The organism is Shewanella nanhaiensis, from assembly GCF_019457885.1.
GTDB lineage: Bacteria > Pseudomonadota > Gammaproteobacteria > Enterobacterales > Shewanellaceae > Shewanella > Shewanella nanhaiensis.
Genome location: NZ_JAHZST010000015.1, coordinates 108,128 through 133,078, shown reverse-complemented (window position 1 = coordinate 133,078; position 24,951 = coordinate 108,128). Strand labels below are relative to the sequence as shown.

The 24,951-nt window shown below is 43.4% G+C and carries 19 protein-coding genes and 1 pseudogene; 9 read left to right on the top strand and 11 right to left on the bottom strand.

Annotated elements, in window-relative coordinates:
- The first annotated feature begins 53 nt into the window (after nt 1–53).
- Nucleotides 54–1,841 (top strand): M1 family metallopeptidase, encoded by a 1,788-nt coding sequence (locus K0625_RS18520; RefSeq protein WP_220111041.1) that lies wholly within the window; start codon nt 54–56, stop codon nt 1,839–1,841.
- Between the two features lie 477 nt (nt 1,842–2,318).
- Here the strand turns inward: K0625_RS18520 and K0625_RS18515 are convergent, their stop codons facing one another.
- Entirely contained in the window at nt 2,319–2,804 is a 486-nt protein-coding gene (locus K0625_RS18515) for a glutathione peroxidase (RefSeq protein WP_220111040.1), read from the bottom strand.
- A 282-nt stretch (nt 2,805–3,086) separates the two neighbouring features.
- Here K0625_RS18515 and K0625_RS18510 point away from each other — a divergent pair, with 282 nt between their 5' ends.
- Complete coding sequence (locus tag K0625_RS18510) at nt 3,087–3,626, top strand: YfaZ family outer membrane protein (protein ID WP_220111039.1); 540 nt, start codon at nt 3,087–3,089, stop codon at nt 3,624–3,626.
- Between the two features lie 533 nt (nt 3,627–4,159).
- Entirely contained in the window at nt 4,160–5,830 is a 1,671-nt protein-coding gene (locus tag K0625_RS18505) for a sensor domain-containing diguanylate cyclase (RefSeq protein ID WP_220111038.1), read from the top strand.
- 74 nt (nt 5,831–5,904) lie between these two features.
- On the opposite strand, the gene K0625_RS18500 is transcribed toward K0625_RS18505, so the two are convergent.
- From K0625_RS18500 to K0625_RS18480, 4 genes are all read right to left on the bottom strand, one after another.
- On the bottom strand, nt 5,905–9,027 hold the full coding sequence (locus tag K0625_RS18500; RefSeq protein WP_220111037.1) for an NAD(P)-binding protein: 3,123 nt from the start codon (nt 9,025–9,027) through the stop codon (nt 5,905–5,907).
- A gap of 257 nt (nt 9,028–9,284) precedes the next feature.
- Entirely contained in the window at nt 9,285–9,455 is a 171-nt protein-coding gene (locus K0625_RS18495; protein ID WP_220111036.1) for a hypothetical protein, read from the bottom strand.
- A 160-nt stretch (nt 9,456–9,615) separates the two neighbouring features.
- Complete coding sequence (locus K0625_RS18490; protein WP_220111035.1) at nt 9,616–10,998, bottom strand: RsmB/NOP family class I SAM-dependent RNA methyltransferase; 1,383 nt, start codon at nt 10,996–10,998, stop codon at nt 9,616–9,618.
- Between the two features lie 226 nt (nt 10,999–11,224).
- Complete coding sequence (locus K0625_RS18480; protein ID WP_220111034.1) at nt 11,225–11,635, bottom strand: helix-turn-helix domain-containing protein; 411 nt, start codon at nt 11,633–11,635, stop codon at nt 11,225–11,227.
- 189 nt (nt 11,636–11,824) lie between these two features.
- Between K0625_RS18480 and tmpT the strand changes: the two genes are divergently transcribed.
- Nucleotides 11,825–12,466 carry a thiopurine S-methyltransferase gene (gene tmpT, locus K0625_RS18475; protein ID WP_220111033.1) on the top strand — a complete coding sequence of 214 codons (642 nt, stop codon included), beginning with the start codon at nt 11,825–11,827 and terminating at the stop codon, nt 12,464–12,466.
- A 112-nt stretch (nt 12,467–12,578) separates the two neighbouring features.
- Here tmpT and K0625_RS18470 read toward each other — a convergent pair whose 3' ends face one another.
- The gene (locus K0625_RS18470) at nt 12,579–13,241 is read right to left on the bottom strand and encodes a DUF2076 domain-containing protein (RefSeq protein WP_220111032.1); all 663 of its coding nucleotides are present in this window, start codon (nt 13,239–13,241) and stop codon (nt 12,579–12,581) included.
- 313 nt (nt 13,242–13,554) lie between these two features.
- On the opposite strand from K0625_RS18470, the gene yqfB reads away from it, so the two are divergent.
- A complete protein-coding gene (gene yqfB, locus K0625_RS18465) occupies nt 13,555–13,872 on the top strand; it encodes a N(4)-acetylcytidine aminohydrolase (protein WP_220111031.1) in 318 nt (105 codons plus the stop codon).
- 107 nt (nt 13,873–13,979) lie between these two features.
- Here yqfB and K0625_RS18460 read toward each other — a convergent pair whose 3' ends face one another.
- Nucleotides 13,980–14,648, bottom strand: coding sequence for a glutathione S-transferase family protein (locus K0625_RS18460; protein WP_220111030.1), 669 nt, complete (start codon nt 14,646–14,648; stop codon nt 13,980–13,982).
- A 56-nt stretch (nt 14,649–14,704) separates the two neighbouring features.
- A complete protein-coding gene (locus K0625_RS18455; RefSeq protein ID WP_220111029.1) occupies nt 14,705–15,337 on the bottom strand; it encodes a glutathione S-transferase in 633 nt (210 codons plus the stop codon).
- 123 nt (nt 15,338–15,460) lie between these two features.
- Here K0625_RS18455 and K0625_RS18450 point away from each other — a divergent pair, with 123 nt between their 5' ends.
- Complete coding sequence (locus K0625_RS18450; RefSeq protein ID WP_220111028.1) at nt 15,461–16,042, top strand: TetR/AcrR family transcriptional regulator; 582 nt, start codon at nt 15,461–15,463, stop codon at nt 16,040–16,042.
- 40 nt (nt 16,043–16,082) lie between these two features.
- Here the strand turns inward: K0625_RS18450 and K0625_RS24910 are convergent.
- Nucleotides 16,083–16,196, bottom strand: a pseudogene (locus tag K0625_RS24910) (SPFH domain-containing protein); the annotation flags it as partial.
- Entirely contained in the window at nt 16,197–16,868 is a 672-nt protein-coding gene (locus K0625_RS18445; protein WP_220111027.1) for a DUF2461 domain-containing protein, read from the bottom strand.
- A gap of 253 nt (nt 16,869–17,121) precedes the next feature.
- Between K0625_RS18445 and K0625_RS18440 the strand changes: the two genes are divergently transcribed.
- From K0625_RS18440 to K0625_RS18430, 3 genes are all read left to right on the top strand, one after another.
- Nucleotides 17,122–18,945 (top strand): S8 family serine peptidase, encoded by a 1,824-nt coding sequence (locus K0625_RS18440; RefSeq protein ID WP_220111026.1) that lies wholly within the window; start codon nt 17,122–17,124, stop codon nt 18,943–18,945.
- A 393-nt stretch (nt 18,946–19,338) separates the two neighbouring features.
- Nucleotides 19,339–20,121 (top strand): putative porin, encoded by a 783-nt coding sequence (locus K0625_RS18435; protein WP_220111025.1) that lies wholly within the window; start codon nt 19,339–19,341, stop codon nt 20,119–20,121.
- 383 nt (nt 20,122–20,504) lie between these two features.
- Entirely contained in the window at nt 20,505–23,600 is a 3,096-nt protein-coding gene (locus tag K0625_RS18430; RefSeq protein WP_220111024.1) for a PKD domain-containing protein, read from the top strand.
- A gap of 171 nt (nt 23,601–23,771) precedes the next feature.
- Here the strand turns inward: K0625_RS18430 and K0625_RS18425 are convergent, their stop codons facing one another.
- A complete protein-coding gene (locus K0625_RS18425) occupies nt 23,772–24,887 on the bottom strand; it encodes an HD domain-containing phosphohydrolase (RefSeq protein ID WP_220111023.1) in 1,116 nt (371 codons plus the stop codon).
- Nucleotides 24,888–24,951 lie beyond the last annotated feature (64 nt).

Here is a 24,951-nt window from a genome sequence, read left to right as displayed (position 1 = left end):
CTATTCATTTACATATAATTGATAAAAATCATACTCGTGAAAAGGATATATAAGTGTTAAATGGATGGGATAACAATCATGACTACCACTCATTCTCCAACGTAGAGAGAGTAAGAGTCACGCACCTTGAACTGGCACTGGATGTTAATTTTCAAACTAAACAGTTATCTGGTGTCGCCTCTTTGACGTTAGATTATCTTGATAAGAGCTGCCGCGAACTTTGGTTAGACCTAAGAGAGCTGACCATTATACGTATTGAGGATGAAGAGGGGGCAGAGCTTGCCTTTGTGATAGATAAAGAGGACTCCATCCTTGGTCAGCGTTTGAATATCTCTTTTACTTCAAAGCTAAACAAGGTCATCGTTCATTATGTCACCTCTCCTGATGCCGAGGGCTTACAGTGGTTGAGTCCGCAGCAAACCAGTGGTAAAACCCTTCCGTTTCTTTTTAGTCAGTCACAACCTGTTAATGCCAGAAGTTGGATCCCGTTACAAGACACGCCAAAAGCCAGAATTACTTTTAATGCCAAAGTGAAAGCACCATCAGGCATGCGTGTTGTAATGAGTGCCATGAACGACGCTGAGGCTAAGTTAGATGGTGAGTTTGATTTTTCGATGGAAAAACCCATTCCAACTCATCTGCTTGCTATCGCTGTGGGGGAACTCGCTTTTGGTCCTATTGGCCCACGAACCGGAGTGTATGCAGAGCCAGAGCTGTTAGAGGCCGCCGTTAAAGAGTTTGAGGACACAGAGGAGATGGTTGTTACTGCTGAGTCTCTTCTTGGCCCATACCCGTGGGGGCGATATGACATGTTAGTGTTGCCGCCTAGCTTCCCCTTTGGCGGCATGGAAAATCCCAGGCTCGCCTTTATGACGCCAACACTCATTGCTGGTGATAAGAGTCTGGTTTCGACCGTAGCCCATGAGTTAGCTCACTCTTGGACGGGTAACTTAGTCAGTAATGCGACTTGGCGAGATCTCTGGTTGAATGAAGGCTTCACCACCTATTTTACCAATCGAATTGTCGAGGCGGTGTTTGGTAAGGAGCAAGCCGAGCTTGAGGTCGTGCTGGAGTATGGGCGATTAAAGGAGGAGTTGGCGACCACAGCATTTGCGGAGCAAAACTTACCGGCAAACGTGCAGAAGCAAGATCCCAATGAAGCATTTAACCGTTTTACGTATGACAAGGCCTCTATGTTTGTTCACGACCTTGAAAAACGAATCGGTCGTGAGGCGTTTGATAAGTTTCTTTTTAGCTATGTTGAGCATTTTGCGTTTGAAGCGATCACCACAGAGCGCTTTATTGATTATGCAAAGCAAACCTTGTTAATTGAGCATGCAGATCAAATATCTGAGGCTGAGCTAAATGAGTGGGTATATGGCTGTGGTATGCCGAGCTGTTTTGCGGTGCCGCAATCAGATAGTTTAGATAAAGTGGATGTTGCGCTTTCGCTCTGGGCCAAAGGGACTTGTGCTGAATCGCTAGAGACAGACACTTGGCGTGTTCATCACTGGCAATACTTTCTCAATAGCTTACCAGAGGTTCAAAAGCAGTCTCAGCTGATGGATCTCGATAATCACTTTAAGCTGACTGACTCAACCAATGCAGAGATTGCTTGTGATTGGTTTAGGGTTGCGATACGAAATCATTATGATCCGGTTTTGCCTGCCCTTAGTGACTATTTGATCCGCATAGGTAGGGGGAAGTTCGTTAAACCTCTGTTTACCGAGTTACAAGTTGCTGGTTATGAGAAAGAGATGAAAGATATCTATCGTGAAGCGAGAAAAGGTTACCATCCTTCGATTGTTACTCAGCTAGATAGACTCCTGAACTTCAATTAAAAAACTGATAAAAAAAGGCATCCACTATCTCTATTGAGATGGGATGCCGCATCATTCTTTTAGAATGAGTATGTAGAGTCGTTAAGCTATTCGCGCTAGCAGTAAACTTAATTCTTCTCATTGGTACTCAAGTGAGCACCTAAAGGGAGGTGATGAACCATGATGAAAACATTAAACTCGTAACACCAAAAACGTTACATATAGTCAGAGTGCCGTTGTTTGAAATAGTTCATCATAATTTGAAAATAAATTAAATTATTTTCAAATTATGATGAGAGAAAGCCAAAAAAAAGGGCAACCATAGGGTTGCCTTATGACCTGTTAGGTCAAGGGGACTGCGCTAGAAGTCCCGGGGAGAATGATGAACATGAAAAAACTCTTCGCTGCTCATATTGTTTGAGTTTCCCTATGATGAAAAGTTCAAAAAATAATCGATCTTTTTTGTGGAATTTACACTCTTATTTCTAGTTATCTGATTTACTTTAATAATTCTTCAATTTTTTTTGTGAGAGTTTCAGGTTTAGTGGTTGGAGCAAACCTCCCAAGTACTTTGCCATCACTATCGACTAAGAATTTAGTGAAGTTCCATTTGACTCTTTGGCTGCCAAGTATCCCTTTTGCTGATGATTTTAAGTATTGATACAGGGGGTGGGCATCTTCACCGTTAACCTCTATTTTTTGAAACATAGGGAAGCTGACATTAAAGTTGAGCTCACAAAATGATTGGATCTCACTATTACTACCACTCTCCTGAGCCCCAAACTGATTACATGGAAAGCCTAAAACAGCAAACTTATCGGGACCGAATTTCTCATAAAGGGATTGTAGACCTTGATATTGAGGCGTAAAGCCACAACCACTCGCCGTATTGACAATAAGAAGTACCTTACCTTTAAAGTCTGTAAGTGAGCTTGCTCTCCCCTGGATATCATTAACCGTAAAATCCCAAATTTTAGTTGTCATCAGTTCTCTCCATATTCTCAATGCCAGTTGAGTATAAAACAAAAAGAGTTGCAAGCCAATAAATTGCGTGCAATTTTATTTAAAATATTCAGCAAATAAGAGATACATCTTGTTGCTAGGTTAATTTATATGTTGTTTATGATGCTTATACTGAGAGCAATGTTACTGGTGCTTTGTGGGTATGTAGTGCTTACCAAATATTTTAATCTTTAAAAACAGTAAGGTGGTGGGTGTTACTATTAAGTTTGCTACTATCCGCAAAACAGTAAATATGAGACTTTTATGCGATTAAGTTTATTGAGTAGCCTGCTAATTTTGTCATCTGTTTCAGTGACAGCGATTGCCAATGATTTAAGTGTCGGTTTAAACGATGATGTTATCTCAACTGACCTTGCTATTGATTTGAACAAGGATACCAATGCCGTACTTGGTTATATCTACTCCAATGATGGCGGCCATTTAACCTCAGCTGCGATGCATATTTCTCATGATGCGGGGATCCATCATTTTGAAGTCGGGGCTAAATTTTCATATGTGTGGGCCAAGCAGAGTGCTAATGGTAGCGCTGTGGGTGTTGGCGGACGCTATAAAATGGATCTAGGTTCTAGTTTGTCACTTCATGCATCTGGATACTACGCACCTTCGGTACTTTCATTTGGTAGTGTTGATGGGCAATATGAGCTCGACAGCAAAATACAGTTTCAGTTAAACCCAAGTTTGGCATTATTTGCTGGCTATCGAAATATTCGTTTTCAATACGATTATGCCGATAACTCAACCTTCGATAGCGGCTTTTATATCGGCGCAAGAGCAAGATTTTAAACACTGAACTAGCTCGGTTTTATCTTTCCTTTTCTCCAATTGTGCCAGCCCATTGCCGACTTGTGATGGGCTAAACCCCTCCTCTTTTCCCCTAAGTGATAACTCGGTCTAAACTAAGATAACAGTGAGCTGACTTATTGAACGCTACTTTGTAGCGTCTCTTCGATATTTTTGTGTACAATTAGCAACATAAATAGTTTTAAAACCTTATATTTAATAAGTGATTGATAGGAATAGACCTTAAGGTTTAAGGGAGCTTCGCAGGAAAGTGAAGTGACTCTTATCTTGGAAGAGTATTGTATTATCCCTTTCATGTTAATAGAATTGATCCACGTTTGTTATGGTAATGTTTATACTTATGGGGTGGGGCAGCGGAGAACTGCTCATTATTACCTTATAATATAGTCATCAGGGAGGGTGAGTTCGTTGTGAAGCAGGAGCAAATTGCAACCTTAAACTTAGTTACTCCCTGACATTCTGAATCCTGTATTTTTTGGCTGTTGAGTATTTTATTTATCAAGGATTTACAATTAATGAATTACAGAGTGACTGTATTCTTGCTCCTGTTTTTTAGTCTTATAGGCTGCAGTTTTTCATCTATCGGGGCTCCTTCGTTAGATCAATCCTTTCTTTTTTATGCAAAAGAAAACCAAAGTGCACCCAAAGAGTACACAGAAGTCACTGACTGGATGTCGACATTAGATAAAGCCGACTCGATTAGTTTGACTGGTGGTAGTTACTGGATGGTGATCCCTGTCCATCGTTATAGCCGTGAGACTAAGTGGGCGATCAATGTTCGCAACTCCATCGTTGAATCATTGGATTACACCCTTTTAGGGGATGATGGTAGCTCTCAATATCGCCATAGTGGTTACTTTGCACCTTATGAGTTTCTGTTTAGCTATGGCCGTGAGGTCGAACTTCATTATGACGTTGACTATTGGTTTGTCATCCGAATGGAGAGCCGTTACTTCTCCTCTGTACCTAAGGTAGAGCTTGAACCTTACGGTGCTTATAAGAACAGCTCAGATATGGAAGCCATGTTGGTGATGTTATGCCTAGGGGGCTTGCTGTTTATTGCCTGCTACAACTTGCTTATCTATTTCTCTATTCGTGACCGTGCCTTCCTCTATTACGGGCTCTATGTGATCACCTACTTTACTGGTTGGGCGCTCACTTTTCACCTAGGTGCTCACCTTTGGGGATTCCATAATTTAGAGATCCACCACCTGTTTTTTATTGGGTTACCGATCTTCAATATCCTTTTTTATAAACACTTCCTTCAACTTCCAGAGTATTCGCCTAAGCTATGGCGATTAAGTAAGATCTTGATGTGGACCTGTATTCTTGCCCTGCCTACCAGTATATTTTTACTCTCTTATACGGCGCTTATCGCATCAGTACTGATCATGCTTTGGATCGCTCTGGCAATTACCTGTGGTAATGTCTGTTTAATAAAAGGTTTTTATCCCGCACGTTACTTTATTTTTGCTTTTACCTGCCTGTTGCTTCCTGCAGTGATTATTTTACCGGGCAATATGGGGATCACATCAGACTTTATTGAAAACGCAGAGCTGGCGACCTTAATTGGCGGTACAGTCGATGCTCTAATGCTGTCTTTAGCCTTGGCTTATAAAATTAAACTTCTGTCTGAAGAGCGACAAAGCTATATCGAAACCTTAGGGGTTGCTTGGGAGAAGGCGAGACAAGATAAGCTGACTCAGTTACCTAACCGACATGCATTTGATGAATACCTACTGTCTGAAACGTTTTTTGGAGAGGATGCTAAGAAGAGTTTGACACTGATATTACTCGACTTAGATGGGTTAAAGCAGGTTAACCACACCTTGGGGCATCATGAAGGAGACAGTTTGTTGGTGCATGCTGCTAAAGAGTTGAAAAATAGCTGCGATCTGATGGAGAGAGCCAAGCTGTTTCGAATAGGTGGCGATAATTTTGTTATCTTGGTGTCAGAGGCGCAACTTACTGACATATTGAAGAAGATTGAGGAGTTATCTTGTTCCATATCGAATCAGGTGTATAAAGAGACAGGGATTAGTTACGGTTATGCCTTAAGCTCTGAGGCAAAAGATGCCAGTGAGTGGTTAAGAGCCGCTGACAGAGATATGTACAAACGTAAAACGGCTAAGCGACGTGAGGAGCAGCTGCAACAGATGTCGATACAAGATGAGACCTTGGTTTAAACAGGTCACTGCGAGGTATATAAAAGTGCTGAGCCCTTATCGCTAAGCCTCAGCACTTTTAACTATGGGTTAAATTAGAAGTCTTTCTCCCCCTTAATCACTTTTGGATAGCCACTAATGGCTTTGGATGTGTGCATTCCCGCCATCGTTGCAGCCTCAACACATCCTGCATTGATGCCAGTTTTAATCCAGTCCCCGGTAACAAAGAGGTTGTCTATCCCAGTGCCATCGGTATCAATTCTGTACTGACTGCTGCCCTTGACCGAGAGTACGTAGCGCTCAGATGGATCAACATTGGCTCGCCAATATTGGCTATCGAATCTGGCTTCACCTTGTCTGCTTTGTGGATCGTGCAGCCACTGCCAAGGGAAGGTCCCTCCCACATTGCCCCAGAGTTTATGGATCTCAGTCTTAAGTTGACCGATAGCACCCGCTTTAGCCTCCTCGGTTTTTTGCTGTGGAAACTGGGTATCGCTTTGGGGAGGGTAGCTATCGACTGGCAGGGCAGAGCAGAAGTAACTGGCATTTTTAGGAGCACCTCCGCTTGGCCAATCCTCCTTATCGAGTAGTTGATCCATAGAGGCCCAAGTATCGAAAGGTTCGGTAAAGCCTGACAGCACAGGCTCTTGGTTATCTTCGGTTTTGAGCGGCCAACCTATCCCTTCAAGATCCTGATTTAGCCAGAGTTGATAAGCTTGAGTCGCTACGGTTTGCACCTTGTCTACTGCCTGAGCTAGAGGCGGGCTTTGGTTGATAACCTCACTGGCCACATGGGGAACTGAGCCAATAGAGAGGCCAAAGATCACCTTATCAAAGTCAACTCCTTTTTCGAGTCGTTTAGTGGAGAGTGGTTGATTGAATTTAGCTTGGTATACCTGCTCCCAGTCACTCCAAAAATGCTCTAAATTGATATTCTTGTCTTGAAGTAGCTGTGCCTCCTCTGCGTTGAGTTGCTCATAATTGGGGACACTTGGCCAGCAGTCTAAGCCTTTTACATCGACAAAAGGGTTGTACTCATTCACGCCCTCTTTTAATTGAGCTTGCTCGGTGATCTCAATCGCTTGAATGCTATTGTTTTCGCAGACCAAATTATCGACACGATTGAAGAAGTGAAATCTGACTCCCCGACGTTTAAGTATTTCATAGTAGGGAGTAAATACCGTATCTCCCATGCCTGCTTGCATCTTCCACATTACTCCGCCCTGATAGCAGAATGCGATACGTAGCATGGAGCGAATAATGGTTCCTGCTTCAAGGTTAGGTTTATCAAAATCTCCCTTTTCGTAGGCGAATACCAGATCGTAAAAGCCTCTAACTGGAGCTGAGTCAACAGTGAAGGTTTGATTCGCTCCATGCTTAGTTAGCCACTCGCGGTAATCATAATCGTTAATGGCATCGAACCCTTTTGCAAACACATCATCGGCAAACATACCTTTGAGTATGGTGAGTCCCAGATCAGCGGCGATATAGAGACGGCGTAGCTCATCATTAGTCTCTAACTTATCGATGAAGCGCTCCTCTAGCCTAGCTCTGAGGCTGTCTACGGCGCTTTCGATCAATCCCTCATCATCATGGTGAACATGATCGTCACACTCACGTCCAATGAGCTGATTAAAGTGACATTCAAGCTTATCTCCCAGTGTTGATAAGCTCTCTCTTGCATCTTCAAGAGAGTCATCTATTTTGTCATTGAGACGCTCAAACCACTCTTCACTAAACCAGTGAATGGGCTTCGCTGATTCGCTGTTTGACTCATCGAGTATCTCATCCATATCCGAGAGCCACTGTCGGATCCAGCTAAAGGCCGCTTTTACCACTTTCCATAAAGTTAAGGTTTCTGTGTTGTCTCCTGGAAGGCCGCTTCGCTCTGGGAACACTATTGGCCAACTGTCTGAGTCTCCGCCCACATTTTCCTGAAGTACAATAAAATTATGGGGTTTGAAAGCATCTAAAAAGGTCGCCAGTGGGGTTCCAGCTGGTCTGTCTAACTCCTCGTAAGCTTTTCGCATCAAGCTAAAAGCATTTTGGTAGAAGCCAAACCAGATATGTAGCCCATGTTCCTCAATTCGTTGGCCATATTCGGCATTGCGGCCGCTGGCACCTTTGCCACCAATGCGCCATCCCATCTGATAGATATCTATCTCATAGCGGTTTTGCCACCCCGGTTGCTCCGTGAGGCAGGCGGCGGCTGTGATGGCGGCGACCCCACCACCTAAAATAGCTATCTTCTCTTTTTTAAGTTCTGAGTTATCGACAAGCACCTCGCCTGCAGGAACTTCGAAATCGAAATTAACATGGTAGGGGAGCAGGACATGTTGCTCACCCAGCTCAACCCCAAGCGATTCTTTCAGCGGGAAGCTGTCGTTGTCAAATACGGTGGCGAGTAGATCATTTTCAAGTAGGGAGAGTGAATGAACTTTGTTGACTTTGGCAGGGGCGGCGGTGATTGCTTGGTAAACCGCTTTATCACCAGATGAGTCAGGTAACTGCTTAAGAAAAACCTGATCGATGGCAGGTTTGAAGAGTAAGCTAAAGAGCTGTTCTTCACCTAGACTATCCAGTTCAGGAATGAAATCGGTTTGATCTTTAAACAACTGCCAAGTCTGGCTAATCGCATCAGCTGTTGATAGCTGCTCCTCCTCTTTAGCTTCGCAGTTCACTTCAAGCAGAGGGTGCATTGCCAGCTCCGTTTCTGCTGAGAAGATTTTAAAGCTCTTGGCCGCCAGACTCAGCTTAGTGAGAGGTTGCCCAGGCATCGGCATCTCATACTCACACATATATTTTGGGTAACCAAAGAGCTCTCGTCCATTGATTAGGGCCATGGCGTCATTGACGAAGATATGCAGTGGATGAAAGTACACATGGCTTATGTCGTCGCTTGTGGCGCTTTTTTTTCTGCCGACCATGACCCAAGTGATGATATCAGTCTCCTGGATCCAGCCTTTATCCCGGTCTTGAGGATAAGCTGAGTAAGCTTTATCGACCCGAGTAAAACTGGTCAGCACATAGGGAGAGAGCACCTTAAAGTACATGCTGCTTCCTGCTACTTGGTTGAGACTGGTATCGATAGATTTTTGCAGGTTCAGCTCCTTGCCTTTCATAAAAAAGCCATACATATCAGCTTTATTAAGAATAAGAGGAGAGTGCATTAACATGGAGCCCGAAGGGTAGATAAAATTTGGACGTGATTGTTCCATTTTTTTTATTCCTTAGTATGGCAAGTATTACATCTCTAACGGATGCTAGCTTTAGATAGTTATTTCTTTACGTATGAATGATTTAGGATATAAGAGATCTGGGAATAATCAAATTTAGCAGGGGGGATTGCGATGGAAAAGAGGTTGTTTTACGCCTCTTTAAGGCTTGAGACTGCATGACCTTTTAGGTGGCAGAGCATCAAGCCAGAATATTGTTGAGGCTGTGGTTAAACCTACAGTAGAGAATCTATATTTGACTAGGAGTGGTAGGTCGATCTGCTAGCTTGCTCTGGCTCGAAAGCTTGACGTTTTTGATCTGATAATTGCCTGCGATTATGCTTATTGCGTTTACTCTTCTGTTTATCGCGAGTCTCTTCACCTATTTCACTGTCCCAGAGAAGATCATCATTATCGTAGAAGTTTGACATGCTTATATCCAATTATTGAGTGTTGATAGATGTGTCTTGTTTGGATACTAATCAGGCTAGATGACAGGAGTATGACACTGCGTGGTTTGATGAAAAAGGCGGCCAAAGCCGCCTTGAATATGGTCTGCTTCTCTACAGCACAGTACAGAGCAAATTGGTTCTAGCTACGTTTGAGCATCCGCGCGACAAACATACCATCAGTATCTGCCTGATAAGGCACTACGGTATGCATGGTGTCTTTAGCGCCAGTAAAGGGGTGAGTGGTTATCTCTAGGCTAAAATCACTGTGTTGAGCCAGAAATGCCTGAACTACTTCTTCATTCTCCAAAGGAGAGAGTGAGCATGTGGCGTAGACCAAAGTTGCACCTGCTTTCACGGCTTTACTGGAGCGAGTTAAAATATCCAGCTGTAAGTTTGGTTTATCTAGCACGGCGTCTATGGTGTCTATCCAGCGCATATCTGGATTGCGTCGCCAAGTACCAGTGCAACTGCAGGGAGCATCGACTAACACACCGTCAAAGTGAGCATGAGGTACAGGGAGTTCATCTGACTTCCAAGGGGATGTCGTGATCTTCTTAAAACCGGCGCGTTTTGCTCTTTTGGCTAGCTCCTCTAGGGGCTTTCTACGTATATCTGAAGCGATAATACTGCCTTGAGCATCCGGAGATTGCTGTAACATTAGTGAGCGTAGTTGTAAGCTTTTACCGCCGGCGCCACTACAGGTATCCCACCAGTTGTCATCAGCTTTAGGTTGACAGAGTTGGCCAACAACTTGAGAACCAAGATCTTGGATCTCTAGCTCACCCTCTTTATAAAGAGCGAGCCCATTGAGGTTAATATTCTTATTACCAAGGTTGATGCTGTCGCTGAAAAACTCACAACCTTTAGCTGGAATATCTAATTTTTGCAGAGATTGAATGGCGTCATCAAGTCCGATATTCTGCACCCGTCCCCAGATAGGTGGGCGAGATGAGAGCGACTCAACTAGTGCTAAACCTTGCTCACTACTCTCACATGGGCAGACCTCCCAAAACCAATCGGGGACGAGCTCATCGGTCGTAAAGCAAAGTGAAGAGAACTGCTCATTTAACCAAGTGGCTCTTTGTGATACATGGCTAAACTCAGGGGCAGAACTGATGTTACCTAAACCTGCAAACGTCTGCCACGCTGAGATAAATTCACTCCACGGGTGAGACTCTAAACGGGCATTAATGGTTAATAGCGTAAGCCAAGTCTGTTCGTTTTTTGATTGAGTGCCAAATTTTCGTAACCACCCCCACCAACGAAACAGTGCAAATAGACTTTCGCGGATAACCCTTCTGTCTTTAGAGCCGTGTTTTTTATTTACCCTGAAATATTCACCCACAACCCGATCGGCAGGCTGCTGCTTATCCATTACCTGATGAAACAACTGATAGATAGTATTGGCGTAGCTTAATGCACGTTTTTGAGCCGGTGTATCGGCTTGCAGATTGTCAAAAGAGAGTGCATCCGCTGGTTGCTCTGTTGAGCGAGTTTGGCTTGTATTCAAGGCGTCGACCATGGGTAGTTGTTTAGATAGGCTAGTTGGGTGGGATTATAACAGAAGAGTTCTTCTCATAGGAGAGGGGAGCCTTGGAATGAAGCCTGATTATACGCAACTTAAAAAGCGGATCTATCGAAACAAGGGCTTAAGGTGGAACTTGGTTGATATTGAAAACATCAGCGAACCAGTAGCAGGTAGAAAGGCTTAGCGCCTAAATAAATCCGTGCAAAGAAGAAAATAGTGATTATCTTTTCAATATATTTGAATGCCTAGAGCGGTTTTTGCCTGCGATACGTAGGATGCGAAGAAATTTAGGGCAGTCGAGTTGGTTGGGTACCTTGCAAGCAGCGGCGTGGCGCAGCCCTTTACTCATGGTGGTTAACTCCTCTATCTTTCTGTCCAATTCATCCGCCTTGGCCAGTAGCAGCTTGCGGTTAATGTCGGGACCTTCTGCGGTAAACATTTCACCTATCTCATCTAACGAAAAACCTGCATTGCGGCCTAAAGAGATTAAGGCGAGTTGCTCTATGACTTTTGGGTGATAGGTTCTTCGTAATCCATTTCTGCCACTTGAACGTATCAACCCCTTCTTCTCATAATACCTTAATGTTGAAGCGGGGAGCCCGGTAGTTTTGGTAACCTCAGCGATATCCATTTTCTCTCCAATTCTCTTCTCAACTTTTTCTCTCAGTGTTTTCTGTAAGCCTCTTTTATGAGGCCTATTTTTAGGGTAGCTGGCTCTTGACTTAAAGTCGACTTTAACTTGTATGCTGTTTTTAATCTGAGTTCAGGACTGAGTTGGAATAGGAACTGGAACTGGAAATTCAACAGTTAAGGAGGCGGTATGAAAGCAAGTTTTTGGCATGAAAGGTGGGAGAGGGGGGAGATAGCATTTCACGAGCAAGAGGTTAACTGCTTCCTAGCGGAGCAGCTCTCTCGCTTGGAGGTGAAAAAAGGAGGTCGAATACTGGTTCCCTTGTGCGGTAAAACCCGGGACATTGAATATCTTCTTATGTGTGGCTATCGGGTTGTCGGTGTTGAGTTGAATCAGCAGGCTGTTGAGGCACTTTTTATGGCATTAAGATTAACGCCGCAAGTGATCAAGGTGGGAGATTTCACTTTATATAAGGGCGCTAACATTGATCTATTTGTCGGTGATATTTTTGCCTTGTCCCCTGAGCTAGTTGGAGCGGTAGATGGCGTTTATGACAGGGCGGCTTTGGTTGCATTGCCTTTTGAGATGAGAAAGCGGTACTGCTCACACCTTATCGATATAGCGTGCGGGGCTCCTCAGTTGCTTGTGATTTACACCTACGATCAAGCTTTGATGGAGGGGCCTCCCTTCTCAATCAGTTGTGATGAAGTGGAGCTGCACTACAGTGAGAACTATTGTGTTAATCAGCTTGACTCTCGGGATGCTCCTGGTGGTATTAGGGGCAAAATCTCTGCCATTGAGTCGGCATGGTTATTGACAAAAGGTGATTGAATATCCTTTCGGTTTTTTGATGCTATAGGCTAGTAAGGTTAGAGCTTATCATTAAGATGTTCGGGCTGCAGAGACCCTGCAGCCCGATATAAGTTAGCACTATTTTAATGGGTTAAAACTCTTCGTCGTCGCCGAAGCCGCCATCATCAAAACCACCAAAACTCTCATCGCCACCAAAACCTGAATTAGCAAAAGTATCGCTACCAAAGTCGGTGCTTGGCTCGCTATATTCAGAGGCAAAATCTGAGTTACTGTCTAAAAAGCTAGAACTTGTATCTTCAGGTGCCGCTGTTTCAGCTGCTGCTGTCTCTGTTGGCGATGATTCAGTCTCAGGTGCAACTTCTGGGGTAGCTTCTGCTGTAGGCGTTGGCTCATCTTCGCCAAAGAAGGCGTTACTAATTAAGTTACCTGCAACCATACCAGCTGCAACGCCTGCTGCTGTTTGCATAAAACTACCAAAAGCACTCGGTTGGCGCACGGGTTGTGGTTGCACTGGAGCTGGGTTCGTTCCGCCCATCATGCGACTTAAGGTGCCACGCTCAGACTCTTTTCTGAAATGCTCAACTTGAGACTCTAGAAAGTCACTCTTTGACTTAAGCTCTTTAAGTGCCATCTCTTGCACAAGAACCGCTTGAGTTAACTTGTAGACGATATCCTCTTGAGAGGCGATCTCTTGGCTGATAAGGCTTTCTGCATCAAGATCTTTAGCTTTGTTTGGACTGGCTTTTAATTTATTTGCTACGTTTTGAATCAGTTCTTGTTCTTGTGGAGTCATGCTCTTAGTTCCTAAATGTAAGGATACGTATTTACGTATTTGGGATGCATCCTAGCCTAAGGTTTGCTGAGAGCGAACAATTAATAAAACGATACCTTATCAACAGCTTAAATAAGTTTCAGTTAACAACAATTAACAAACAAGCAGCTTTAAAAACTTACAAAGATTAAGAGAGTTTTATCTGAAATCGATACCGCTTTAGTACGGCTTAAAACCTGAGTAGAATAGGCACTTAACTTGACGATCTAGCCTTATGCTCTTTGAATACAGTGAGTGATAAAGTGAGCATCTGAGTTCAATTTGGGATTTGAAGATGAAAGCCGCGCCAACAAAAATTACTTTTTTTGAATTTCTAACCCCCTTTGTCGTATCGGGGAAAAAGACTATCACCATCAGGGATGAGTCAGAGTGTCACTATGTTCCTGGTACTCATGTTGAGGTGTTTACTTTGGAAACCGATATTAAGGTTTGCGATATCGAAATATTGTCGGTGGAGCCGCTTCAATATAGTGAGATCAATGAGTTTCATGCCGAGCAAGAGTACCTGCCTTTGCCTAAGCTTAAAGAGATCATTAGCTCAGTTTATCCTGGTACTGAGCAACTCTATCTTATCTCATATAAGTTGGTGTGATCCTCAGGTATCGCATCTGTACCAAATTTAACAAAGAGCAGCCTTAGCAAAGAGCTGCTTTTTGTTATCGTGTTGGCTTCTTCTGGTAAGCGATTCAATAGGTTAATTTACCTGGAAACCATCTTTCTTATCTGCTCGGCTCGCTCCTCATCACTGAGCTCCGAAGGTGGTGGAGTGATAACGCCTATTTGACAGGCCTTTCGTTCTGCTAATTCATTCATCCAGCGCTGCAGATGATCTAGCCCTGAAATATCGACACCACTCCACTCGTAAATTCGTACCCATGGCCAAGTGGAGATATCGGCGATGGAGTATTCGTCTCCAGCCAAATAGCGGTTATCTGATAATTGTTGGTTCATTACCTCAAATAGGCGACGACTTTCGTTTTGATAACGCTCGATTGCTGCGGGGATCTTCTCTGGGAAGTAGCGGTGAAACACATTTGCTTGCCCCATCATAGGTCCCACACCTCCCATCTGAAACATCAGCCATTGGATCACTTGGGAACGTTTTTTAGGGTTAGCGGGGAGCAATTTACCTGTTTTCTCTGCTAGATAGAGCAAAATGGCGCCTGACTCGAAGACGGCGAAATCATCATTGTCTCGGTCAATAATTGCTGGGATCCGCCCATTAGGGTTGATAGCCAGAAACTCTGGTTTTTTCTGGTCGGCTTGCATCAGATCTAGGTGATGAACTCTGTATTCGAGACCCATCTCCTCTAAAGCGATAGAGATCTTATGACCATTGGGGGTTGCTGCTGTATAAAGGTCAATCATAGTGGCTCCAAAAAGTATTAATGAGTTGGCATTAAGTTTAAATTTACGGGGATGAGTTAGGCATTGTTAGCCGCATTGACACTTTGAACCGATGATCTTTGTTCGATTTCAAGTAGCCAACGGGTTAAATTAACTTGCTCTTTGCTTGGGGTAATATCCAGGTTTTTTATGAAAGTCATCATGGCATAGGCGGTAATGTCAGCAATAGAGAAGCTATCGCCTGCAATAAATTGATGCTGGTTTAGCTGGGTTTCTAGAGTAGGTAGAAAGTCGATCAGTCTGCGTTTAGACTCCTCTCCCCAAGCTTCTACACAATTTTCTCTGTCTTCAAAAATCTTTGTGAGATTTCTAAATGCTTGAAAGCCGACGAACAGGCCTTGAAGTTCACAGATACGCTGCCACATCTCGATTTTTGCTTTCTCGATTGGTGTGGTGCCAAATAGTGAGTTTTTTGGCTGATGCAGCTCATCAAAATAACGGCAGATAGCAACAGATTCACATAAGGTTTGCCCATCATCTAGTGCTAACAGTGGGATGCGACCATTGACGCTCATCGCCTTAAATTCATCAGTTAAATTCTCGCCACTACGTATATCGACACTCACTCTATCGATTTCGATCCCCATCTCTGCAAGGAAAATATTTACTCGTCTAGCGCTTGGAGTTGGAGCTAATTCATATAATTTCATGATTTGTTCTTCTCATTGGTAGTATTTATAACTTTAACTGAACGATCGGTTAGGTTAGAATCTAAACCATAGCAGAACGTTCGGTCAAGAATAAAGTTAAACTAAATAAGAGATAAAAGATCTATGGCAAGAAGTTGTAGTTTTGATAGAGAGGAGAAGTTAGTACTGGCCATGGAGCTGTTTTGGCAGCAAGGTTATGAAGCCACATCGATTGCCGATCTGGTCTCTCACCTTGGGATCAATCGCTTTAGCCTATACAACACCTATGGTGACAAGCTCACTCTATATCGAGAATCGCTTAAATATTACTTAGAGCAGTATTCACAGCCTAAGTTAACACCTATGGCGGAGGATAGTGGGCTTGATGGGGTGTTAACCTATATTGAGAGCTTTGTCGCTATTCAAAAAGATCAGAAGTATGGCTGCTTTCTGCAAAACGCGATATTGGAGAAGATCATCTCTGACGATGTGGTCAAAGAGCAGTGTGAGCGCCTTTTTTATGGAATTTTGAAAGGGTTCAACCACAGCCTTGCTTATGCTAAATCAGTTGGTGAGATAAGTGGCGAGGTTGATCCGATGCAAGTTAGTCGCTTTCTGCTGATGCAGATGCAGGGAATACGTGTGCTAGGAAAAGCGGGTCAGTATGAGGTGATTGATGATGCCTTTAGGGTGCTGAAAAGCTACCTCATCTCACTAAAAGCCTAAGGAAAGCGGAGTAGCCTTAGCTGGATACTCCGTTATTTTTTCACTGCTTACTGTTCTTAATCAATGGTATACCGTTAGTTCCCACAGGAATGTAAACTGTCGTATGGTTTGGTGAGTCAGCCATATGACGTTGAGCATTAATTGCTTCATGTTGTTAGTAATCCAGATCCAGTGCAAAGCACAAATAACCCATTAATTTCTGAGTTTGCTCAAACTCTTTAGCGCATAAACTCACGAAGTTTTTACCTTGGATCTGCTTAGCGTCAATTGGTTTGATAGCGATGAAGTCTTTGCGTTTCAATTCATCCAGCATAGGGTGAGTCTTGTCATAGCCTTTGGGGGGTCTTATCAAGCTGTCTCCCTCCATCTCAAAACCCGCAGTTCGCAATTGGGTGAGTGCTTTCTTATAGGCGTTGGGGTTCTCATCGATACAGGTTCTAAGCTTATTGAGCGCTTTTGAGTCTGGGTGCCAAATTCCAGCACCGAGAAAACACCCTTCGTTTTCAATATGGATATAGAGTCCCGGTGCATGGACATCTTTGCCCTGAAAATGCCTGAACTGGATGCCTACATTGGTTTTATAGGGAGTCTTATCTTTACTGAATCTGGCATCTCTTTGGGGACGCATTAAGCTGCCGCCCACTTTTTTAGGCAGGGCGATCAATCTAGGGGAGAGGGCAAGAACCTGTGGCTGCATCGCCTCGATAAATTGTAGTGCAGGTGTTCGAACTTCTGACTCATATTGAGCTTGGTTGGCTTTAAACCAGTCTCGTTCGTTGTTTTTGGCGAGTAGGGATAGAAAAGAGAAAGTATTGGGACTAAACATGCATCTTATGCCTGATGGGAGTCGATAGAGTAAAAAATAACATAGGTGTGATGTTTATGGCATTAAATCTTCAATGAGAAGATTTACATTTGTTTTATCATTGTTAAATTGTTGTTAAATTAAATTTCTTCTGATAGATTCGGCTGTGTGAATAATCAAAAATAGTGTAGATGGCAATCGTCGCAGCCGAAAATATTGCGCTATTTTTAGATTTAACAGTAACTCTATACTAAAAAAATAACGGAGAGACTAAATGAAATTATCAAAAATTGCGGGAGCGATTATTGCCCTGACAGTGAGTGTATCAACGACCGCAACAGCAGATGACAATCGTTATATTATTCAAGTAGACAATGGCAATAAAGGCGTTGTTAAGGCCTTAGCAAACAGACTAGGTGCTGAGATCCACCTTGATGGGAATGGTTTTATTTCAGCAACATTTGCTGGTAAAGACCTATCCCAAGTCAAAGGTTTATTGAATAACCCACATATTAAGCTTGTTGAAGCGGATCAGCGTCGTCATTTGATGTCTGCATATAGCGATGATGCGGGCAACCCAATGACACAGCAGGTGACTCCTTATGCTGTTTATCAATCTCAAGCTGACCAAGTTGCGTTTAACGCCAGTGCGGGCATGAAGGTTTGTGTTATCGACTCTGGTCTAGATGCGAGCAATACAGATTTTGAGTGGAACAATATCTCTGGTGATAATGATTCTGGAACAGGTAACTGGAATGAGAATGGTGGACCACACGGTACACATGTTGCTGGTACCATTGGCGCAGCTGATAACAGTGTTGGTGTGGTTGGTATGGCACCTGGCGTCGATATGCATATTATCAAAGTATTTAATGCTGATGGTTGGGGTTACTCTTCAGATCTTGCTCATGCTGCAGACCTATGTAGTGCAGCTGGCGCAAATATCATCAGCATGAGTCTAGGTGGCGGCGGTTCTAACTCTACAGAATCCAATGCTTTTCAATCTTTTGTTGATGCTGGTGGCCTAGTGGTTGCTGCCGCTGGTAATGACGGTAATAACGTACGTTCATACCCAGCAGGTTATCCATCAGTTATGATGATTGGTGCGAACGATGCAGATAATAACATTGCTGACTTCTCGCAATTCCCTTCATGTACTTCAGGTCGCGGTAAGCGAGTAACCACAGATGAGACTATCTGTGTTGAGGTGACGGCGGGTGGTGTTGACACCTTATCAACGTACCCAGCGGGTATGGCTACAGCATCAAATATGACTGCTGATGGCGCTGCATATGCAAGCTCTGCAATGGAAAATTCAGGTGCGATTGCTGGTGGTACTTACTATATGGGGACAGCCGAAGCTACCGATAGTGGTGCAAACGGCAATATCTGTGTTATCGACCGCGGCGTGATCTCTTTCCACGATAAAGTGGCAAACTGTGAAAGCTCTGGTGGTGTTGGCGCTGTTATTATCAATAACGAAGCGGGCATGTTGTTCGGTACTCTAGGTGATACAAATACAACGACTATCCCTGCAGTTGGTGCAGCATTTGAAGACAGAGCGGCAATTGTTGCTGCATCTAATATCAGTATCGATATTGGTACGTCGGATTATGGTTTCATGAGTGGTACCTCTATGGCGACACCTGCGGTATCGGGTGTGGCAGCACTGGTTTGGTCTAACCATAACCAATGTACAGGTAGTGAAATTCGTGAAGCACTTAAAGCAACGGCAATGGACAGTGGTGCAGCGGGTAATGATGTTTACTTCGGTTACGGTATCGTTAAAGCGGCAGCAGCTGATGCTTATTTAACTGCTAATGGTTGTGCTGGTGACGGCGGTGGAGAGCCAGGTGGTGATTTCGCGCTAACGGCCGATGGTTATAAGAGCAAAGGTGTTAAGAAAGTTGATCTGACCGTTAATGGCGCTGCTGGCAGCAATGTTGACCTGTATCGCGATGGCAACAAGATTGCGACTACATCAGCAAGCTCTACTTATACTGATACTATTTCAGGAAAAGGTGGCGGAACTTTCACTTACAAGGCGTGTGACGAGGGCACTACAACTTGTACCGCTGAGCAAACTGTTGTCTTTTAATTAACAGCGATAAGATGCTTTTAATTAAGCGTCTTAGATTTAAGCTTTGTTAATGTAGAAGAACAAGTAAAAATTGAAACCGCAGATATTAGTCTGCGGTTTTTTATTTTTAACTAGCATTGAGCTTGTTAGTTGTTCGGTTGTTATGTTTATGTTGTGGGTTTGTTTTGTTTTGGGGTTTTTCTATGGCTTTAATTATTTGTTTCATTTTTTATCTATTTTTGTTTCACTTTTGGGTGAACATGAATTATTGTTTGCGCCGCTAGGAGAGCAAGGTGTTTAAATGAATTAAATACCTAAGAGTACAACGGATTGAACAGCCCCATTTTCAAATCTAATAAACCTCTGCCTATTTTTATTCTCCTAGCTTCATAAATATAAGGGAATAAATTGATGAAAAATTCTACAATATCACTGGCAATTTTACTGGGTTTAACAAGCATGAGTGCCGTTGCTGCACAAGATAATGCTTTTCAACATCAAGCAAGCCTAGATTACCAAACAAACTCTGAAGAGGTGAGTGATGGCTCTTGGAATGCTAATTACCGTTATTACATTGCTCCAGTAGATCAAAGCAATAGCCCCTATGCGTTAAATGGTTTCCTTGCACAAACCACAAATCTAGGTGCGAGCTACAGCAAACTTGATGTTGGAATTTATGACTTCGATGCTTACAGTGTGGATGGTACTTATGTATTTGCGTCAAAGTGGTTTGTTTCCGCTAGCTATTATCGAGCTGAAACAACTATTACAGGTTTTGATGCTTCTAATACAGATTATGATGCTTATCGTGGTGAAGTGGGTTACTACTTTAATGAATCTTCCTCAATATCTGCATTTTATGCAGATGGCGATAACAATGCGGTAGAGGTTTATGGCTTAAATCTACGTAGCTTTGTTACCCTAGAGTCCACAGCTGGTGTGGATTTGACGGCTAACTGGACGCATACGGATTTTGATGATGCATTTAACTTAGGTGCTGACTGGTATGTAAATAACTCATGGTCAGTAGGTGCAGGCTATCATAACAATGACGTCGACGATCTCTTTAGTCTCCAAACTGCTTATTGGCTACGTATCTCTGATAACTTTTCTGCCAACTTTAACCTGTCTAAAGTATTAGATTCTGATGTTGACGGTGTTGGTATGGGCGTTGGAGTTGTAGGTCGCTTTTAGTCGAATGTTTAAAGCTTATTCATCTGCTTGCTAACAGCAGTTTAAGTTACAAGTGATGCGCATAAGAGCGGTGAGTTATTATACTTACCGCTTTTTACATCGTTTGTGTATTCCACTGTTTAATTTCTCTTATCCTTTCCCTTTGTATTCGTTAAGCCTATATCGTATAAATTCTCTATTTTATCTCTTTAAAAATAGATAAAAAAACGATGTTAAATTTATGTGTTTCTACCTTTTATTCGGTTATAGCTTAGCAGTCTGATTTTGGAGCTGGTCGTGGCTCTGTTTTTAGAAACTTTAGTGATCTTGCTGACAAATTATACCGATAGGTATCGTAGTATTGATGGCTGTTCGCTGTGTGTTACACATACAGGAATATAGATATGAGAACCCCAAGTAACCCCAATAATATTAATCGCACTAGGTTTAACTTATCAGCTCTGGTATTAGCTGGTCTGTTTATATCGCCCGTTTCGGCAATCGAAACTGATATTGAGACTTATATTGAAATAGTTAAGAGAGTCCCTCAGTTAAAGTCTGTTGCAATGCCGGATATTGTCAGAGATAGAGAGGTGAAAAGTGTCACCCGCTATACCATGCAGTTGGAGGCTTTTACCCAAGAAACTGGTTCACTTAAGTTTGAGCTGCCAGATTCAAGTGTCTTGATCGCTAAAAAGTCACTTTCCTATGTGACTGGTTCAGGTTCTTTGGTATGGCAGGGGAAGATAGTTAATCAACATAAACCCAAATCGCCTGGTGATAACCAGATAATTTTAGTGAAGTCCGGTGATTTCTTATCGGCAACAGTTAAGTTCAATGGCCGTCTGTTTAAGATCAAACCTTCACTAAACAACCAAATTGAATTAAATGAGATTGATCAGGCTTTGTTGCCCGATGAGCATAGCGGTACTATGCCAGTAGGAAAAAATGTGCCTGTGGGAAAGAGTAGCCCGTTAGGCAGCATGAATCTTCTGTCGCCCTCTTCACTTTCTGTGGTTCAATCCACTTCGTCCAGCTCTGTGATCCGAGTATTAGTGGGTTATACCAGTGAAGCATTAAATCAAAACCCTGGTATGCAGGCGCTCATTGATCTGGCTGTGGCCGAAACCAATCAAGGATTTACAGATTCGGGGGTTAATGCTCAGGTGGAGTTGGCCCATAGTTATGAGCTTAACTACGCTGAGTCGGGAGATCATGGTTTAGATCTCGATAGGTTTCATCTGCCCAATGATGGCTATATGGATGATGTCTATCAGATAAGAGATCAGTACAGCGCCGATGTTGCAGCCATCTTAATTGGTGATGCCAGCGCCTGCGGCCGAGCAAGGGAGATAGGCGCTTCGGAAGATACCGCCTTTATGGTGGTCAAAGATAGCTGTGCAACGGGTTACTACTCGTTTGGCCATGAGCTAGGCCACTTGATGTCGGCCCGCCATAACCCGGAGAAAGACAGCAATACAACGCCCTATGCTTTTGGTCATGGGTTTCTCTATACCCAAGGTGGTTGGCGTTCAATTATGTCCTATAACAGCAATAGCTGTTGTACCCGACAGAATTTTTGGTCAGATCCCACCCGCAGCTTTCAAAATATTGTCAGAGGAACCACTGATACTCACGATAATGCCAGAGTACTTAATTTGACGGCCGCAATAGTGGCGGGTTTTAGAACCGGTGGTGATGGTAATCTACCGCCAGTATCAAGTTTTACTTTTAGCAGCAATGATCTAAATGTCGATTTTTCCGATACCAGTCACGACCCAGATAACCAAATTATCTCCACGATTTGGGACTTTGGTGATGGTGCAACTTCAAGCGCACTGTCACCTACTCATGTCTATCAAAACAGTGGCAGCTATCTGGTCTCCTTGAGCGTGACCGACGAGCTTGGTGCAAGCAATAGCAGTAGTCAAACTGTAACGGTTTCATCTGGTGCGGTAAATCAAGCACCCGATGCTAACTTTATCTATAACGCTCAAGGATTAACCATTAACTTTATTGACCAAAGCCAAGATAGCGATGGACAACTGGTATCGTGGGCATGGGATTTTGGTGATAACACTCAATCCAGTGAGCAAGCCCCTAAGCATATCTATCAAACAGCGGGTAGCTATTGGGTTGAGTTGGTAGTGACGGATAATGAGGGCTCAACTGCCAGTCATAGAGTACTAATCGAGGTGACGAATGAGGCGTTACTCTCATCAGCTGATTTTGAATCTGGGCTAGGGGAGTGGAGTAACAGCAGTAGCCACGATTGGGATTGGAGTCGACTCTCTGGTAGTACGGCATCAAGCTCGACGGGACCGAACTCAGGAGCCGGTGGTCAAGGTTTCTATCTCTATCTTGAAACCTCCAATAATAAAGGAGCGTATACAGCTGGTGAGCAGGCACTGCTCGAAAGCCCTGAGTTTACCATTAGTACTGGCCGTTTGAGTTTTGATTACCATATGTATGGCGCAGATATTGGCACTTTAGCGGTGGATCTGTTCATAGATGGCAGCTGGATTAATGATATTTGGCAACTGTCAGGTCAACAGCAAGGGGCAGGTACTGAGAGTTTTAGACAGGCTAATGTGGATCTATCGGCTTACTCTGGAAGTGTGCGAGTTCGAGTGCGAGCCGTAGCAGCGGGAGGTTGGAAGGGAGATATTGCCATCGATAACCTTCAGCTGTTTGGCACTGAGGTTGTAGCAGAAAATCAAGCGCCACAATTTGAGTTAAACCCAACGGTTATCGCCGATGCTTCAGTTGGCTCCGCCTACAGCAGCGATATCTCAAGCTCAGCAATGGATCCTGATGGGGATGAATTGAGCTTTAGTTTAATCTCCTCTCCGGCTTGGGTGAACCTTACGGCAGCAGGTTTGATATCTGGTACACCACAAGATACTGATTTAGGGTTAAACACCTTAACTGTTAGGGTTTCTGATCCTCAAGGTGCATCGGCTGAGGCACAAGTTGAATTGACTGTTGTGGAGGCAACATATTCTGAACTTACTTCACTGGATTTTGAATCAGGCATTAACGGCGGTTGGAGTAATAGTACTGATGCGAGTCATGTGTGGGAAACTGAAGCGGGAACAACGCCATCTAACTCTACTGGCCCTACTTCTGGCGCTTTAACTACCAGCACCTACGCCTATATTGAAACGTCAAAGAACTACGCTTATAACGCGGGAGACACAGCCTATCTCGATAGTAGCATTGTGAGCGGAACAGCACGAACATTGAGTTTTTACTATCACATGTATGGTGCTGAAATTGGCACATTGGCAGTGGATGTACTTAATCAAGGCCAGTGGCAACTAGGACTGTTTCAGGTAAGTGGTCAGCAGCAAGGCAGTAGTAGTGACGCTTACCAATACCAAGAGGTAGATCTGTCCTCTTTTGAGGGGGATATAATCATCAGGTTCCGTGCTGAAGCCGTTGGTGGTTGGAAAGGTGATATCGCCATCGATGATATTAAAGTCGAAGGGTATCAGTAACGTTAACTGTTTTTACCGCTAACCTAATAAAGCCAGTTTGATGACTAAATTAAACTGGCTTTATGCTAAGTGGCTTATATAAGTTGTTATCAATACTTATATTTAGCAACTCTTGTTAAGCTGCTTTTGTTAAGCTGCTTTTGTTAAGCCGTTCTTGTTAAGCCATTCTTGTTAAACCAAAGTGCTTTCACTGTAGGTATGTTGAATGAGTTTAACTTCATCCATTGAGGTGAGTAGTGCATTCACACAGCTGGCATCGAGTTTCACGCCAGCGAGTTTAGTTAACTCCTCAAATGCTTGTTGGTTACTCCATGCCTGTTTATAGGGGCGCTCACTGGTTAATGCATCAAAGATATCTGCTACAGCTACGACTCTGGCTTCGATAGGTATCTCATCGCCGACTAGCCCTTCGGGATAGCCCTTTCCATCTAAGCTTTCATGGTGGTAGAGAACAATATTTCTCAGCATATGAGTGTGGCTTAAGCTGTTGAGGTGATAATTTTCTAAAAGGCGATCGACTAATTTATAGCCCTCTACACTGTGGGTCTCCATCAAGGCTCGCTCCTTTGGCAGTAATTTGCCATTTTTGAGTAAGATCTCATCAGGAATGGTGATCTTGCCGATGTCGTGTAGCGGAGCAAACAGGAAAAGGTGCTCAGCGAAGTTATCATCAAGATCAAATTCATCTGCAATTTTACTGACGATCAAGCGGGAGTAATGGGCCATACGTTGCAGGTGCTCGCCAGTTTCCGGATCGCGAAAATGAGTAACGTCAATGGCGGTTCGCATGGTCGATGCCAATGTTCTTATGCTAGCCAGTTCGCTGGATATCACCAGCGAAATTAAGTTACCGACCAACTCGAGGTGATCTAAACAGGCAGGTTCAAATGCTTGAGTTTTTTCTGCATTGAAGAATATAAATCCGACTAAGCTGTCATCTATGATAATAGGTAGGCTGTAGCTACTTCGAAAACCCGCTTCGAATATTTTCTGTGCATGTAGATGTTTACTGTTTTCAAATACTGATAAGTCTTGCTCTAGCCTAGATTGCTGTGTTTCGGCAATCTGGTTTAGCGAGTAACAATCTTTTAAAAGTGCGTAGTAATGGTTTAATGGGGTGTCATCACCACTATAGATAAAGGTTCGCACCATATCAGTATCAGAGTCATAAAGTGCCACTGCAATTCGAGTTATTGCCGGGTAGATGACCTTAGTTGAAAGGTGGATATGTTTTAGCTTACGTAGAGCAGAGGGCTCATTATCTAAAATTAAAGAGTGACGTAACATTAGAGGCTCGCTTGCTAAGGATTGATTCCTTTATTTAAGTATAGTTTATCCATGCAAAAAATAT